This window comes from Paracoccus sp. (in: a-proteobacteria) (assembly GCF_035556475.1).
Classification (GTDB): domain Bacteria; phylum Pseudomonadota; class Alphaproteobacteria; order Rhodobacterales; family Rhodobacteraceae; genus Paracoccus.
Genome location: NZ_DATMFA010000137.1, coordinates 1 through 15832 on the forward strand (window position 1 = coordinate 1; position 15832 = coordinate 15832).

Here is a 15832-nt window from a genome sequence, read left to right on the forward strand (position 1 = left end):
CTTGCCGTGGCTCTTGGGAAAGAAGGGCCTTAGCCGCTCCATCTGCGCCTCGCTCAGCCAGAAAAAATTGCCCATCGGTCAGTTCTCCTTGCGGAGCCTGAAACACGCCAAAGGCACGAAATCAATGGGTCTGGAGCCTAAGACCGAGCTTCTGAACGAGGAGATCTTCGATACCCTGGACGACGCCCGCCGGAAGCTGGCGCTCTGGCGCTACGATTACAACACCGTCAGGCCTCATTCATCGCTCGGGAACCAAACGCCGCTCGTGCGCGCCAGACGATTGAGCAATTTGAGAGCTCCGCTCCCGGCGCGCTTGCCCAAACCGACCAACCCAACTACCAATCCCAAACCCGCAGACTCTCGTTATGAACGAGGGACCACCGGGGGGAGGTCACGAAACCGCCCACGATCACTACCTGGAGATGAAGAGAAGCTGTCGCCCCCTTTGCCGGGGCGTAGATCGCCTTCAGCCGGTAGTCGGCCAACCCTACGTAAAAAAGGATCCGGTTCCATTCCTGGTTCTGAAGCCGCCTGTAAATCCGCCTGTCTTTATGGACAGATGAGTCTGATTTGAATCAGAGCCCTGCTTGAAAACAAAAACGACTTGGATGAAGACTTCCATACCGGCCCGATTCTACGACCGCAATGCAAGTTAAGCCATTGTGTGGAAACCCGTTGGCTGCCGAAAAACGATTGCGGGCCGGGAAGTGTTTTCAATGATTGAGCGATTTGCAGGGGCCGATGAGTTTTCAAAATCTCGAAGCGACCGCGGTGATCCGTCGGAACTCGATTGCCTATATCGAGGAGATATTCACCCTCAACCAAGCGCGCCGGCCATTGGTCATGGTCAATGACGAGGCCGAGGCCCGAAACCTCGCCGGTATCACCATCGACCGCTGCATCACCCCTGCCGACCGGTCGGGCTGGTTCGGTGCCCGCCATCCGCTGATGGATGACGATCTGCCCGCGCAGGTCAGCTATACCTCGGGGACCGAAGGGAAACCCAAGGGCATCCTTCTGACCCATGCCAACATGGCCGACGCAGCCCGGCGGATCATCGACGCGATGCAGATGACGGCCGAGATCCGCGAATATGTCGGTGTCCCGGCGACGTTCAGCTTTGGCATGGGCCGTTACCGCGCGATCAGCGCCGTGGGCGGGCAGGCTTATCTGCCGCCGCGCGGCTTCGACCCGCTGGAGCTTGCCCGGATGCTGGCCGAAGGGCAGGTCAATGCATTTTCCGCGGTGCCGACCCTGTTGCGCATCCTCCTCGACCAGCCGGAGCTGATCGGCGAGGCGGGCAGGAAGCTGCGCTGGATGGAAATCGGCTCGCAGCACATGACCGCAGAGGAAAAGCTGCGCATCCGCGCCATGTTCCCCTATGCGCTGATCGTGCAGCATTACGGCCTGACGGAAGCCTCGCGCAGCACGTTCCTGCAGATCTCGGGCACGCCGGAGAGGTTGCTGCAATCCGTGGGCCGGCCCATCGGGCAAAGCGAAATCCAGATCGGCGCCGACAATCGCATCCGCATCCGCGGGCCGCATGTTGCAGGGTCGCGCATCGACGCAGCGGGGCTGCATGACCTGCAGGACGCGGATGGCTGGTTGCAGACCAATGACCTCGGGCACATGCGGGACGGCTATCTGTTCTTCGACGGTCGGGCCGATGACCTGATCAATTGCGGGGGGGTGAAGGTCTCGCCGGACCAGATCGAGGCGCGCATCCGCCCCGGTCTTGAGGCGGGGACGAGGATTGCCGTCGCGAAGGTGCCCGATGCGCAGCGTGGCGACGGCATTCTGGTCGCGGTCGAGGCAGACCCGGCGGCGGTTGGGCGGGTGAAGGAACTGGCAATCGCCGCGCTTCAGGGCATGGGGGTCGTCGCGGGACAGGCCCTGCATGTCGTTGCGGTGGAGGCCATCCCGGTCACCGGCACCGGCAAGGTTCAGCGGGGCGTTCTGGCACAGCAATTCCTGTCGCATCAGCCCTTCGAACCCGCGAGGCAGAAGGCCCCGGCGGCCGAGATCAACGGCGTGCTTGCCCTGTTCCGGCATGAGTTTCCCGGCCAGGACGTCCGGCCGGAGGATTCCTTCGAGACCCTTGGCGGGGATTCGCTGCACTACATCCAGTTCTCGCTGGCCTTCGAGCAGCGCTTTGGCCAATTGCCGGACAACTGGCCCAGCCTCAGCGCGGCCGAGTTGCAGCAGAGCATCGGCACGGTCGAGCCGACAAGCTGGCGGCGGTTGGAGACGACGACATTGACGCGGGCCTTCTTCATGACCTGCATCGTCGCCCTGCACACGAATGCCTTTGTCTATAGCAAGAATTGGGGCGCAGCCTATTTCCTGATCCTTCTGGCCGGTTATTCGGTCGCCCGCTTCCAACTGCCGGAGATCCTCCGAACCGGCAGCGTCAGGACGCTATGGGGAACCGTGAGATATGTGGCCATACCGACGCTGATCGCGGTCGCCTTCCTGCAGGTGGCAACCCAGCGGTTCGAGGTCTTGCCCCTGCTTCTGGTCTCGAACCACCTGGATCCCGTCAAGCTGAAGGGGTTCATCATGTATTTCGCGGAATTCTACCTGCAATTGCTGGTGCTGGCCGCGATCTTCTTTTCCATCCCGAAGGTGCGGGATGCGTTCAAGGCGCGTCCGATGGTCAGCGCGATCGGATTGCTGCTGACGGTGGCCGCCCTCAATCAGCTGATCGAGTATTTCTGGAACGGAGAATACAACTATCACCGCACACCCTGGAACTATGCCTGGGCCTTTGCTCTGGGCATCGTCCTGGCGACGGCGAAGGAAATGAATACGCGCGTGGCGGCGCTGGCGGTGGCGATCGGGGCGATCCTGCTGAAATGGGGGATGACTTCGGCGGCCTATTACGTCGCGGGCGGTTGCGCGATCGTGCTGTTCGTCGAGGCGATCTCTGTCCCTGTCCCGGTGAAGGTGCTGGTGGCGGAAATAGCCGGGGCGTCGCTTTTCATCTACCTGACCCACTATGTGATGATCTCGGTCGTGAGGAAGGTGTTCGGCGTCGAAAGACCCTGGGTGGCGCTGATTTCCTCGATCGTCGTCGGGGTGGTCATCGCCCGCCTCTATGCCTGGATGGCGCGGAAATTCGTCCTGACCGTCGACAAGCTGCGGCGCGGAGACGGGACGGCCAATCAGCCTTTGTCGACGTCCTGAGACGGGCTACCCCAGTGCGGGGGAGGAGGGGGCCATCGGCCCCCGGCGTCTTTCGGGTCAGCTGCCGCGATAGGTCGAATAGCCGTAAGGCGAGATCAGGAGCGGCACATGGTAGTGGTCCTGCTGGGACATGCCGAAGCGCAGCGGGATCACGTCGAGGAAGCGGGGCTTCGCCGCCCCGTGGCCCTGCATGTCAAGCCAGTCGCCGACGTGAAAGACCAGCTCATATTCTCCGGTCTCGAACTCGGCCTCGGGCAGGATCTGGCTGTCGGTGCGGCCGTCATGGTTGGTGACGGTTTCCTTCAGCAGCTTGCGCTCGGGCAGGCGGTAAAGCTCGACCCGCATGCCTTCGGCGGGTGCGCCATTGGCGGTGTCCAGAACGTGGGTGGTCAGAAAGCCGGCCATCAATGGTCCTTTCAATTGGCAAGACGGATCGTGGCCGCGCGGGCCTGTTCGTTGAGCTTGCGGGTGTCGGCGGTGGCAAGCTGGTATTCGCTGACCACGGCGCGACCCTCGACATAGACGGATTTCGCCCGCATGGGCGCGCAGAAGACAAGGGCCGCGACCGGATCCCATTCGCCGGCCGCCGCCAGCGCGGTCACGTCCCAGAGGACAAGGTCGGCGCGCTTGCCGGGCGCAAGGCTGCCCAGATCGCCGCGGCCGAGCACGCGGGCACCGCCCAGTGTTGCGATCTCCAGCGCCTCGCGCGCGCCCATGGCGGCGGGGCCGTTTTTCAGCCGCGCCATCAGCATGGCCTGCCGCGCCTCGAGGCCCAGATGGCTGCAATCATTCGAGGCCGAGCCGTCGACGCCAAGGCCGACCGGAACGCCCGCATCCCGCATCGCCCGGATCGGCGCGATGCCCGAGGCGAGCCGCGCGTTCGAGCAGGGGCAATGCGCGACCCCGGTGCCGGTGCGGGCGAAAAGGTCAATCTCCTTGTCCGACAGCTTCACGCAATGGGCGTGCCAGACATCGTCTCCGGTCCAGCCGAGGCTTTCGGCATAGTCGCCGGGCAGCATCCCGAAATTCTCCAGCGAATAGGCGATGTCCTCGTCATTCTCGGCCAGATGGGTATGCAGGCGCACGCCCTTTTCGCGGGCGAGGATCGCGGCGTCGCGCATCAGCTCGCGACTGACCGAGAAGGGCGAGCAGGGGGCGAGGCCGACCTGCACCATCGCGCCGGGATTCGGGTCGTGGAAGGCGGCGACAAGGCGCTCGCTGTCCCTGAGGATCGCGGCCTCGTCCTCGACCAGCGCATCGGGGGGCAGGCCGCCCTTGCTTTCGCCGATCGACATGGCGCCGCGCGTGGCGTGGAAACGGATGCCGATTTCCGAGGCGGCCTCGATGCTGTCATCGAGCCGCGCGCCGTTCGGGAACAGGTAAAGATGGTCCGAGGAGCAGGTGCAGCCCGAAAGCGCCAGCTCTGCCAGTCCGATCTGCGCCGAAAGCCGGATGTCGCCCGGCGTCATCCGCGCCCAGATCGGATAGAGAGTTCTGAGCCAGCCGAACAGCGCCGCGTCCTGTGCAGCGGGCACGGCGCGGGTCAAGGTCTGGAACAGGTGATGATGGGTGTTGATCAGGCCGGGGGCCACGACGCAGCCCTTGGCCTCGACGATCTCCGCCCCGTCCGAGGGTAGGTTCGTGCCGATGGCGAGGATCACCCCGCCATCGATCAGCACGTCTCCGCCCGCGATCTCGCGCCGGGTGCCGTCCATGGTGACGACCACCTCGGCCTTGCGGATCAGGGTTCGGGTCATGTTCGGTCCTCTCAGTGGGCTTCGGCGGCGTGACCGGCGGCGCGGATGTCATCCTCGGACGCATGGGGCGCACCGTTGAAATACCAGTTCAGCGCTACGGCCGAAAGCGTCGCCAGCAGGATGCCCGAATGGATCAGCGGGTGCAGCGCATGCGGCATCCACTGGTTGAAGTCGGGCGCGACCATCGGGATCATCGCAAAGCCGAGCGAGATGGCGACGATGAAGAGGTTGTGGCGGTTCCCGGCAAAATCGACATTGGCAAGGATACGGATGCCGGTCGCGGCGACCATCCCGAACATAACAAGGCCCGCGCCGCCCAGAACGGTCGTCGGCAGGCTTTCGACCAGCGCGCCCATCTTGGGGATCAGGCCGAGCACGATCATGATCACGCCCCCCGCCACGCAGACGAAGCGCGAGCGGATGCCGGTCACGCCGACAAGGCCCACGTTCTGGCTGAACGAGGTATAGGGGAAGGTGTTGAACAGCCCGCCAAGGGCGGTCCCCAGACCATCGACGCGCAGACCGGCCGAGAGGGTCTTGGGCGTGATCTTGCGGCCGCAGATCTCGCTCAGCGCAAGGAACATGCCGGTGGATTCGACCATGGTGACGAACATAACCAGCAGCATGGTCGCGATCATCACCGGATCGAACAGCGGCATTCCGAAATGGAAGGGCCGGATCGGGGCGAACCAGGCGGCCTCGGCGATCGCGTCGAAATGCATCATGCCCATCGCCGCAGCCAGAATGCCGCCGCCGATGATCCCGAGCAGCACCGCGATATTCGCGACGAAGCCCTTGCCGAAGCGCGAGAGCAGCAGGATCGCGCCAAGGACGACCAGCCCGATGATGATGTTCTGGGCCGAGGCATAGGCCGGGTTCGGCACCGTCGGCAGCAGCTTGACACCCTCGGGCGCGGTTCCCGCGGCGATGGCGGCGTTCAGCCATTCCTGCTGCGAGGGATCGACCAGCTTCGGCGCGGTCGGGCCGACGGGCAGGCCGAAGATCCAGTTGATCCCGATCGGCATCAGGCTGACGCCGATGGCGAGGATCACGGTCCCGGTGACGACGCTGGGAAAGAAGCGCAGCAACCGGCTGACATAGGGGGCAAGGAAGATCGAGATCAGGCCCGCCGCGATGATCGAGCCGAAGAGCATCCGCGCCCCCTCGGTCCCCGGATTGGCGCTGGCGATCGAGACCATCGGCCCCACGGCGGCAAAGGTCACGCCCATCATCACCGGCAGCTTGATGCCGAACCATTGCGTCGCGCCCATCGACTGGATGATCGACACGATCCCGCAGACGAACAGGTCCGCCGAAATCAGGAAGGCCACGTCCTGCGGCGACAGCTGCAAGGCGCGGCCCACGATCAGGGGAACGGCGATGGCGCCGGCATACATCACCAGCACATGCTGGAAGCCGAGGGTAAAGAGCCGCGGCGCCGGCAGGATTTCCTCGACCGGGTCATGGACCCGGCCGGCATTTTCGATGGACATGTTTCTCCTCCCTAAACTTTATCCATGCTCCGGGGTCAGATTTCGACCTTCTGAGCGAGGCCCTTCTCCTGGGCCAGTCTGACGACGGCACGGGCCACGGCGAGGTCTTGCAGACCCACGCCGGTGCCGTCGAAGATGGTCACTTCCGCATCCCCGCGTCCGGGATCGGTGCCGTTCACCACCGCGCCGATCCGGGTGATCGCCTCCTCTGCGATCAGGCCAGACGCGATGGCGTGCTGGAATTCTCCGATGGTGACGGATTGCGCCACCTCGTCGGTGAATAGGCGGGCGCGGGCGACCAGCGCCGGGTCAAGCTCCTGCTTGCCCTTGGTGTCGGTGCCCATCGCCGCGATATGGGTCGGGCCCTTGACGTGTTCGTCCATGAGCAGGGGGGCAAAGGACGAGGTGATCGAGATGATCACGTCGGCCTCGGCCCCAAGGGTGGGCAGGTCGACCGCCTCGAAGGTCAGGCCCAATTCGGCGGCGGTATCGGCAAGGCGGCCCAGCATCTCGGGATGGGGGTTCCAGCCGATGACCTTCTCGAATTGCGCGGCGCGCGCGGCGGCCCGCATCTGGAAGGCCGATTGATGCCCCGCGCCGATCATGCCCAGCACGCGGGCGCCCTTGGGCGCCAGATAGCGGATCGAAACGGCCGAGGCTGCCGCGGTCCGCAGCGCCGTCAGCAGATTGCCCCCCACCGCAGCGGCGACGCGTCCGGTGTCGGGATCGAACAGGAAAACCGTCGACTGATGGTTGATCAGCCCATGCTGCTGGTTATGCGGCCAGTATCCCCCGGCCTTCAGGCCGAGGGTCTGTGCGGCGCCGTCAAAGCCGCCCTTGAAACCATAGAGCGCGTCCTCATGGCCGATGGCCTCGCGCACCACGGGGAAGTTATAGGCCTTGTCCGAGGCCATCGAGGCAAAGACCGCCTCGATCGCGTCATAGGCCGCTTCGGGGGTCATCAGCCCCGCGATCTCGCGTTCGGGAACGACCAGCATCAGTAGCCTTTCCCGCGCGCGCTGACCGGCCAGACGGTCTCGACCTTGCCGTTCCTGACGCCGACATACCAGTCATGGACGTTGCAGGTCGGATCGCAATGGCCGGGGACGAGGCGCAGCTTCTCGTTCACCTTCAGCACGCCCTGCGGATCGGCGATGACGCCATGCTCGTCCGAGCATTTGACATATTCCACGTCGTCGCGGCCATAGATGAAGGGCAGGCCGCTATCGACCGACTGCGCCTTGAGGCCCGCGTCGCAGATCGCCTTGTCGGCTTTCGCATGGCTCATCACCGAGGTCAGGATGAAAAGCGCGTTTTCCCATTCGCCCTTGTCGATCCGGTGCCCGCCCTCGTCCTTGATGCGGCCGTAATCGGCATCCATGAAGGCATAGGAGCCGCATTGCAGCTCGTTATAGACGCCGGAATTGCTCTCGAAATAATAGCTGCCGGTGCCGCCACCCGAGACGAGTTCGGGCGAGAGGCCCGCTTCCTCCAGCGCGGCCACGGCTTCCTTCACCTGCGCGATGGCGGTGTCGAGCTTGGCCTTGCGGTCGATGAAGCTTTCCATGTGCTGCATCGCGCCCTGATAGGCCTGAATGCCGGTGAATTTCAGGTTCGGGGCGGCATCGACGGCCTTCGCGATCTCGACGACAGCCGGGGCCGTGGTCACGCCACAGCGGCCCGCGCCGCAGTCGATCTCGACAAAGACCTCAAGCTGGGTGCCGTGGCGCTGGGCGGCGGCAGAAAGATCGGCGACATTCGCGACGTCATCGACGCAGACGATGATCCGCGCGCCGTATTTTGGCAGCCTCGCCAGCCGGTCGATCTTGGCCGGGTCGCGCACCTGGTTCGAGACGAGGATGTCCTTGATCCCGCCACGGGCAAAGACCTCGGCCTCGGAGACCTTCTGGCAGCAGACGCCCGCCGCGCCGCCCAAGGATTCCTGCAGCTTCTGCACATCCACCGACTTGTGCATCTTGCCGTGGCTGCGGTGGCGCATGCCATGCGCCTTGGCGTAATCGCCCATCTTCCTGATATTCCGCTCCAGCGCGTCCAGATCGAGGATCAGGCAGGGCGTCTGGATATCCGCCTCGTCCATGCCGGGCAGGGCGGGGATGTCATAGCCGACTTCGAAACCGGCGAAATCCGTCTTGGCATTCATGGCAGGTCCTCAGTTCCAGGGCAGCTTGTCGAGGTCGACATTGCCGCCGGTGATGATGATGCCGACACGCTGGCCGGCGAAGATGTCGCGGTTCTTGATGATGGTGGCCAAGGGCACGGCGCTCGACGGCTCCATCACGATCTTCATGCGCTTCCAGATCAGCTTCATCGCGTCCACGATCTCGTCCTCGGTCGCGGTCAGGATGTCGGTGACGTGATCCTTGACGAAATGCCAGGTCAGCTCCTTCAGCGGCACCTTGAGGCCGTCGGCGACGGTTTCCGGCGCGTCATCGGCGATGATGTGCCCGGCGCGGAAGCTGCGGGCGGCGTCGTCGGCGTTCAGCGGCTCGGCCGCATAGATCCTGACGCCGGGCGCGAGGTTCGAGAGCGTGAGGCAAGTGCCCGACACCATGCCGCCGCCGCCGATGGGCGCAACCACGGCATCCAGCCCCTCGACCTGCTCGATCAGTTCGGCCGAACAGGTGGCCTGACCCGCGATCACGCGCCAGTCGTTATAGGGGTGGACGAACTCCGCCCCCGTCTCGGCCACGACCTCGGCAAAGACCGCTTCGCGAGAACTGGTCGAGGGTTCGCATTCCACCACGCGCCCGCCATAGCCGCGCACGGCGTCCTTCTTGGCCTGCGGCGCGGTCTTCGGCATGACCACGGTGCAGGGGATGCCCCGACGGCCCGCGGCATAGGACAGGCAGGTGCCGTGATTGCCGCTGGAATGGGTTGCGACGCCCTTTGCTGCCTGTTCGTCGGAAAGGCCAAAGACCGCGTTCGACGCGCCGCGCGCCTTGAAGGCGCCGGCCTTTTGCAGGTTCTCGCATTTGAAGAACAGCTCGGCCCCGGTCAGCCCGTTCAGGAAGCTGGAGGTCAGGACCGGCGTGCGGTGGACATGCGGCGCGATGCGCTCGCGCGCCGCGATCATGTCCTCGATGGTCGGGATATACATCGCGTCCTTCATCATGCGGCCTTCTTCAGCGCGGCGACGGTCGAGGCGCGATAGTGTTCCTGCGCGGCGGCGACGCCCGAGCCGAGGCGGACCGGCAGGCCCAGATCGGCCATGACCATCTCTGCGACCGCAAGGCCCGACAGCGCCATGGCGTCGGTCAGGCTGCCCAGATGGCCGATGCGGAAGACCTTGCCCGCAACCTCGCCCAGACCGGTGCCGAAGGCCATGTCATAGGTCTCCAGCGCATGGCTGACGATGCGGTTCGCATCGAAGCCTTCCGGCACGCGGATGGCGCTGACGGTGTCCGAGTAAAGCTCGGGCCGGGTGGCGCAGAGCTTCAGGCCCCAGGCGTCGACCGCGGCGCGGACGCCGCCCGCGATGCGGTGGTGGCGGGCGAAGACGTTCTCCAGCCCTTCCGACAACAGCCGCTCGCAGGAATGGTTCAGCCCGTTGATCAGCCCGACCGGCGGCGTATAGGGATAGCCGTTCCGGGCATAGCCGGTGGCCATGTCGCGGATGTCGAAGAAGGTGCGCGGCAGGGTCGCGGTCTCGACCGCCTCCATCGCGCGGGGCGAGAAGCCGACGATGGCAAGACCGGGGGGCAGCATGAAACCCTTCTGGCTGCCGGTGACGGCGATATCGACGCCCCATTCGTCCATGCGGAAATCCATCGACCCGATCGAGCTGACGCCATCGACATAAAGCAGCGCCGGGTGTCCCGCGGCGTCGAGCGCGCGGCGAATGGCGGCAATGTCGGATTTGACGCCGGTGGCCGTCTCGTTATGGGTGGCGAGGACGACGCGGATCTCGTGCCCCTTGTCGGCGGTCAGGATCTCCTCGAACCGGTCGGCGGGGATGCCTTCGCCCCAGCGCGTCTCGACGTATTGGACGTCCAGCCTGTGGCGCTGGCACATGTCGATCCAGCGATGGCTGAACATGCCGTTCCGCGCCGCCAGCACCTTGTCGCCGGGCGAGAGCGTGTTGGTGATCGCGGTTTCCCAGCCGCCGGTCCCGGTCGAGGGGAACAGGAAGACCTGCGCCCGCGTGGTCTTCAGGACCTGCTTCACACCGTCAAGCGCCGGATGCAGCATCCGGCCGAACACCGGCGAGCGGTGGTCGATGGTGGGCATGTCGACGGCCTTGCGCAATTCCTCGGGGATATTGGTCGGGCCGGGGATGAATATCGGGTTCTGGCTGGTCATGGCGTCCTCCTGCACTTGTTTCCAAGCTACGGGCCGAAGTCCATTCCGGCAATTTTTCTGAAAAACATTTCGCAATGGCGGAAAATAGGTGTATTCCCTCGCCTGATCAGTGGTTTGTGCTTTTTCACTCCGATTTTTCGTTTTTCAACGATTTCGGATAGCTGTCGAAAGGTTTCCTTGAATGTCGACCGAGCCGAGGAAGAGGGGCCGCCCGCGCGGCCGCGCGGCGGGCAGCGATGACAGCGGCGGCGTCAGGGCGCTTGACCGCGCGCTGGATATTCTGGACGCCATCGCGCAGGCCAACGGCCTGACGCTGAGCGAGATTGCGCAACGCCTTGATCTGGCGCCCTCGACCGTTCACCGGGTGCTGGTGACGCTGGCAGCGCGCGGGGTGGTCGAAAGCGACAGCCAGACGCAGGGCTGGCATATCGGCCCGACGGCCTTCCGGCACGGTTCGGCCTTCATGCGCCGCTCGGGGCTGGTCGAACGCGCGCGCCCGGTACTGCGCCGCCTGATGGAGGTTACGGGCGAGACGGCGAATCTGGGCATCCTCAACGGCGATGCGGTCCTGTTCCTGAGCCAGGCCGAGACGCATGAGACGATCCGGGCCTTCTTTCCGCCGGGCACGCGGTCGGCCCTTCATGCCTCGGGGATCGGCAAGGCGCTGCTGGCCCATGCCCGCCCGACCGAGTTGCGGCGGATGATCCACGGGATGAAGCTGGATCGCTTCACGCCCACCACGCTATGCGAGCCCGAGGAGCTGGTCGCCGACCTCTTGCGCATCCGCGCGCGCGGCTATTCCCTCGACAACGAGGAACGCTCGCCCGGGATGCGCTGCATTGCCGCCCCGATCTTTGATCTGGCGGGCGAGGCTGCGGCCGGGATCTCGGTTTCCGGGCCTCTGCACCGGATGAGCGATGCGCGTATCGAGGAAATCGCGCGTGTGGTCATCGCCGCGGGGCGCGAGCTGTCCTTCGGCATGGGGCCGGAGCGTCCGGGCGAATCGTCCTCCTGACACTGGCGTCATGCCAATTAACTGATCAGATTGTGAAAAACTTGAATCACGACTGCCGGTTTCGGGATTCACGGCGCGTTCACGGCGCTTGTCCTAGCTTCGTCCAGCGCCGCGCAGGGCCGGGGCGAAAAGGGACAGGAGCCGCAGATGCAAAGCCAGAGCAGTCACCTCGCCATGACGCATATCAGCCCTGGCGACATTCCCCTGGCCGTTCCGTCCCGCCTGTTCGAGGCCGAGGATCCAGCCGTTGAAGAGCACGAGGGACCGGAGCGGGCCGTCTATGGCGCCTGTTCGGCGGAAACCTATCGCGCCGCGGGTTCGCTTCATGCCGCGCATCGGGATGCGGGCGGGTTCCTTGATGCCGTGGACCGCTTCTCGACCCCGGAATTCTGGCGCCGCGACGCTGCGGTGAAATCATGGATCTATTCGGGCGGGGCCGAGGAGGGGGCGCAGGGGCTGGACGCGGTCCGCGTGTTCTATCATTCCGGCCATGGCTGCATGGAGGAGGACGGCCAGTTCCGCCTGCCGATGGGCGCGTTATGGAACGGGACGAATGCCCAGATCTCGTCGCGGGACATGCGGCTTGGCGCCGACCGGCTGCGCTATCTGTTCTGGTCGGCCAGCGAGTCGCTGCGCCTGCGCGAAGGCCATGCCCCCAGCCGCACATGGGCCGGTGCGAATGCCGGGCTGCGCATGATCTTCGGTTTCGACACCGTCTGCTGGGACAGCGACCGGCACGGACAGGCGTTCTGGGAACATTGGCGAATGGGCAAGAGCTTTTCGCAATCCTGGCTCGACGCGGCCTCGGATGTCTCGACCGACCAGATCGCCTCGGTCTGCGCCATGGCCGCGACCCCGGAGGAGGCGCTGGAGCGGCTCTTCGGCGAACGCCGCTTCTCGGGGGCAAAGGGCGATCCGACCTGGTGGGTCTGGCGCTGGACGCAATCGCTGGCCCAGCATCGCCGCGACCCTGTGACCGAGATCCCCAGCGCCGCCCGTGGCCTGCGCCTGATCCATTGCGACGACGATCCCGAAACCGCCGAGAGCGTGCTGCGGCAACTGGAGATCGACCCCAGGACCGTGCCGCTCGACCGTCCCGGCGGGTTTCGCATCACATCGGGCGGCGTGACCTTCACCCGCTCACCCCGGGGCGAGATCGTGCTGGAATTTGCTCCGCCCTCGCGCGGGAATCGCGGGGCCGTCTCGCTGCACCGGCGGGCGCTTGTCAGCCGCGCTCGCGCCGCGCTGCGCCGTCATGGGTTGCTGGTCAGCGGCCCGGAACTCTGCTTCGACCGGATCCTGCTTTCGATGTCCGCAGGCGTCAGCCTTGGCCGCCGGCCCGACGTCCTGCCGCAGGTCGTGGACGAGTTGACGATCCAGTTCCGCCAATGCTTCGACAGGGTGGCGGTCGTCTCTCCCGGGACGGGCTGGGTCAGGGTGGTCATGCGCGCCGACGGCACCTTGCTGCGGATCGAATCCCGTTTGCGCAGGCTTGCCGGGCGTCAGGACGAGGCCGTCCGCGAGGGTGGATCATCCGAGCAGCCGGATGTGTCGCATCTGCTGGCCCGGCAGTCCGCGCTCTTGCTGCGCGACCTTGCGGCGCGGGGCGCGGCGCCGCTGACGCTGGGGATCCTGCCCGGCCTGACCGAGATCGGCTACGGCATCCGCAGCAATACGGCGCGGCTGATCGCGCGGCAGGGCGTCGAGATCACCTGCGTGCGGGGATTTCGCAAGAGATACTGGATCCAGTCTGACCTGGGTGACTGAGTCCAGTGGCCCGGAGGTGCAAGCAGGCGCCTCCGGGCACAGGTGTGTGGAGTAAATGGTATGACGGAACATAGTCGTGACGAGATCGTCCGCCGGATCGCGGTTTCCGGGACGCTGAAGATGCCCGGAGCGGATCTTGCCGGGCTTGACCTTTCGGGCCTGACGCTGGTGGGGGCGGATCTCAGCTATGCCGACCTGACCGGAACCGACCTTTGCATGGCGCAATTGTCGGGGGCGAGCCTGTGGTCGGCCCATGCGAGCGGCGCGCGCTTTCGCGGTGCGAACATGACGGGGGCAAGCCTTGGCCTTGCCGTGCTGGTCAGCGCCGACCTGCGCGAGACGGTGCTGGACCATGCCGACCTGACCGGTGCGCAACTGACCGGCGCGGACCTGACCGGTTCGGAGATGAGCGGGACATGGCTTGACGCGATCCAGCGGGCATTGGCCATCGGCGCGCCGCCGCTGCGCTATCCCGGCGCGGCCCGTCCGCCCCGCATCCTGTCCGAGGACGGAGCGGCGGCGCCTGTCATCCTGCGCAGCGGCGACCGGATGGAGCTGCGGCTGAACCAGCCCGCGCTCGCCGTTCATATCGACCACGACGCGACCTCGGGCGAGGAGGTGCTGCGCGGCCCCGAGCCCGGCACGATCAGCAACAAGCGCGTGCTGCATTTCCGCGCCGCCGGTCCCGGCCGGGCGCGGCTGGTGATCTCACGCGCGGATGGAAAGCCGGATTTCGAACTCGATGTCAGGGTGTCTGAATGACTCTGCTAGATCCCCGATCTGGTGATCCCCATCAGCCCCGCCATGCGCAGGGTCGAGACCGGGTATTCCGGGTCGGCCATCAGGTCGAGGGTGAAATCCGGCTCGATCAGCCGCAGGCGTCGCAGCGCGTCGGCCGCGCCCGCCTCGTCGCCCCGGTGATAGCGCAGCGCGGCCAGGAAGCGCAGCGACGGGCGGTTGTCGGCGGCGAAGGCATAGGCGGCAGCCGCGCTGTTCTCGGCATCGCCGAACCGTCCCAGCCGGACCTGCACGACCGAACGCCGCATCAGCCAGCAGGCAGGCCCCAGCTCGGCCAGCGCGCCACGGGCACCGCGATCGGCAGCCTCCAGCGCCTCGATGTCGCGGCCAACATCGGTCAGGGCTTGGGACAGGGCGTGGCAGGCCATCTCATTGTCGGGATCGGCGCGGCAGGCGGCCCGCGCGATTTCGAGCGCCCCGATCGCATCCCTGCGCCACGAGGCCGACAGCGAGGCCACGGCGAGGACCACCGGATTGTTCGGGGACAGCTCCCGCGCCTGCGAGGCGAAGGCATCCGCCTCGTCCGAGCAAAGCGCCGGGTCATCGGTCAGCCGCTCGATAATCAGCGTGTTGCGCAGATACGAGCGGAGCGCGAGGCTGACCGCGTTTTCCCGCTCGGGCGGCAGCGAGGCGAGGATTCTGTCCGCCGCCTCCAGCCGGTCGCGGGAATAGCTGAACACGTCCCAGATCGGAAAGGTCATCCAGTTCGGCGAGGCGGTGCGCCGTGCCCGGTCCAGCAGTGCCACGGTGATCTGGGCGACCGAATGGCGCATGGTGGCGGTTTCATCCGCGGCGCGGATGCTGAAGCGCCGCGTCCAGCCGCGCGCCCCGGTGGGAATGTCGCGCATCACCACCATCAGCGTGCAATCCATCCCCGCGCTGTAGCACATGGCGCCGAGCCGGGTGCCAGCGATGGCATTGCCCGCGTCGATCTGGTCCGCAAGCGTCGCGGGGATCATCTCGCAGGCGCGGGAGGCGGCCTCGTTGACCACCATCTCGCCAAGGACATGGGCGCGCGCGTCATTGCTTTCGACCGGATCGAGGGCGACGACATAAAGCGGCTGCACCTGCCCGCCATGCCCCTCATGGCCGTTCATCAGCGCCCGCCTGATCGAGGTGCCGAACTGTCCCTCGCGCTTCTCCTCCGGCTTGCGGTCAAGCGCGGTGGGGCCATAGCCCTCGGGTGTCAGCCGCAGGCGCATGTCGCGCAGCCAGCTCTCGAACTCGGGATCGGCGATGTCGATATCAGCGGCGAATTCGATCGGGGTGCCGCCTGCATCATAAACGGGGGTCAGGTCGATCCTCAGACGCTCGGGGTCGAGGCCGACCCAGCCCACCCCGGTTTGCAGGATGTCCCGATCATCGTTCAGCGTGGTGCGCAATTCGCGCAGCATCTGGCGCAGGCTGTCGGAGCCTTGCTGCTTGTTCCTGTCGCTCCACAGCAGATCCTGCAAACGCGCCCGGTTCATGCGCAGATCCGGGGAGGTGCCCAGAAG

Annotated in this window: 12 protein-coding genes and 1 pseudogene; 5 read left to right on the forward strand and 8 right to left on the reverse strand. The window is 65.8% G+C overall.

The genetic code is table 11. The features are described 5' to 3' along the window. Nucleotides 1-139: 139 nt before the first annotated feature. Nucleotides 140-369, forward strand: a pseudogene (locus tag VNQ78_RS18935) (integrase core domain-containing protein); the annotation flags it as partial. Between the two features lie 372 nt (nt 370-741). After that, complete coding sequence (locus VNQ78_RS18940; RefSeq protein WP_325692728.1) at nt 742-3186, forward strand: AMP-binding protein; 2445 nt, start codon at nt 742-744, stop codon at nt 3184-3186. A 57-nt stretch (nt 3187-3243) separates the two neighbouring features. Here VNQ78_RS18940 and uraH read toward each other — a convergent pair whose 3' ends face one another. The 7 genes from uraH to bhcA are packed head-to-tail and all read right to left on the reverse strand — an operon-like array spanning nt 3244 to nt 10756. Beyond that, on the reverse strand, nt 3244-3591 hold the full coding sequence (gene uraH, locus VNQ78_RS18945; protein ID WP_325692730.1) for a hydroxyisourate hydrolase: 348 nt from the start codon (nt 3589-3591) through the stop codon (nt 3244-3246). Nucleotides 3592-3602: 11 nt separating this feature from the next. Beyond that, nucleotides 3603-4943, reverse strand: a complete 1341-nt coding sequence (locus tag VNQ78_RS18950; protein WP_325692732.1) for an 8-oxoguanine deaminase — start codon at nt 4941-4943, stop codon at nt 3603-3605. Between the two features lie 11 nt (nt 4944-4954). Continuing rightward, complete coding sequence (locus tag VNQ78_RS18955; RefSeq protein ID WP_325692734.1) at nt 4955-6436, reverse strand: nucleobase:cation symporter-2 family protein; 1482 nt, start codon at nt 6434-6436, stop codon at nt 4955-4957. 35 nt (nt 6437-6471) lie between these two features. Continuing rightward, on the reverse strand, nt 6472-7434 hold the full coding sequence (bhcD, locus tag VNQ78_RS18960; RefSeq protein WP_325692736.1) for an iminosuccinate reductase BhcD: 963 nt from the start codon (nt 7432-7434) through the stop codon (nt 6472-6474). After that, complete coding sequence (bhcC, locus tag VNQ78_RS18965; protein ID WP_325692738.1) at nt 7434-8597, reverse strand: 3-hydroxy-D-aspartate aldolase BhcC; 1164 nt, start codon at nt 8595-8597, stop codon at nt 7434-7436. Before bhcC ends, bhcD begins: the two co-directional genes overlap by 1 nt. Nucleotides 8598-8606: 9 nt before the next feature. Next, entirely contained in the window at nt 8607-9566 is a 960-nt protein-coding gene (bhcB, locus tag VNQ78_RS18970; protein WP_325692922.1) for a beta-hydroxyaspartate dehydratase BhcB, read from the reverse strand. Further along, nucleotides 9566-10756 (reverse strand): L-aspartate--glyoxylate aminotransferase BhcA, encoded by a 1191-nt coding sequence (gene bhcA / locus VNQ78_RS18975; protein WP_325692740.1) that lies wholly within the window; start codon nt 10754-10756, stop codon nt 9566-9568. The genes bhcB and bhcA overlap by 1 nt, the downstream gene beginning before the upstream one ends. A 181-nt stretch (nt 10757-10937) precedes the next feature. Between bhcA and bhcR the strand changes: the two genes are divergently transcribed. The 3 genes from bhcR (at nt 10938) to VNQ78_RS18990 (ending at nt 14300) form a co-directional block, all read left to right on the forward strand. Next, entirely contained in the window at nt 10938-11771 is an 834-nt protein-coding gene (gene bhcR / locus VNQ78_RS18980) for an HTH-type transcriptional regulator BhcR (RefSeq protein WP_325692742.1), read from the forward strand. 147 nt (nt 11772-11918) lie between these two features. Then, nucleotides 11919-13538 carry a DUF6345 domain-containing protein gene (locus VNQ78_RS18985; protein WP_325692744.1) on the forward strand — a complete coding sequence of 540 codons (1620 nt, stop codon included), beginning with the start codon at nt 11919-11921 and terminating at the stop codon, nt 13536-13538. A gap of 60 nt (nt 13539-13598) precedes the next feature. After that, entirely contained in the window at nt 13599-14300 is a 702-nt protein-coding gene (locus VNQ78_RS18990; RefSeq protein WP_325692746.1) for a pentapeptide repeat-containing protein, read from the forward strand. Nucleotides 14301-14305: 5 nt separating this feature from the next. Here the strand turns inward: VNQ78_RS18990 and VNQ78_RS18995 are convergent, their stop codons facing one another. Next, complete coding sequence (locus VNQ78_RS18995; RefSeq protein WP_325692748.1) at nt 14306-15805, reverse strand: SARP family transcriptional regulator; 1500 nt, start codon at nt 15803-15805, stop codon at nt 14306-14308. Nucleotides 15806-15832: the final 27 nt, after the last annotated feature.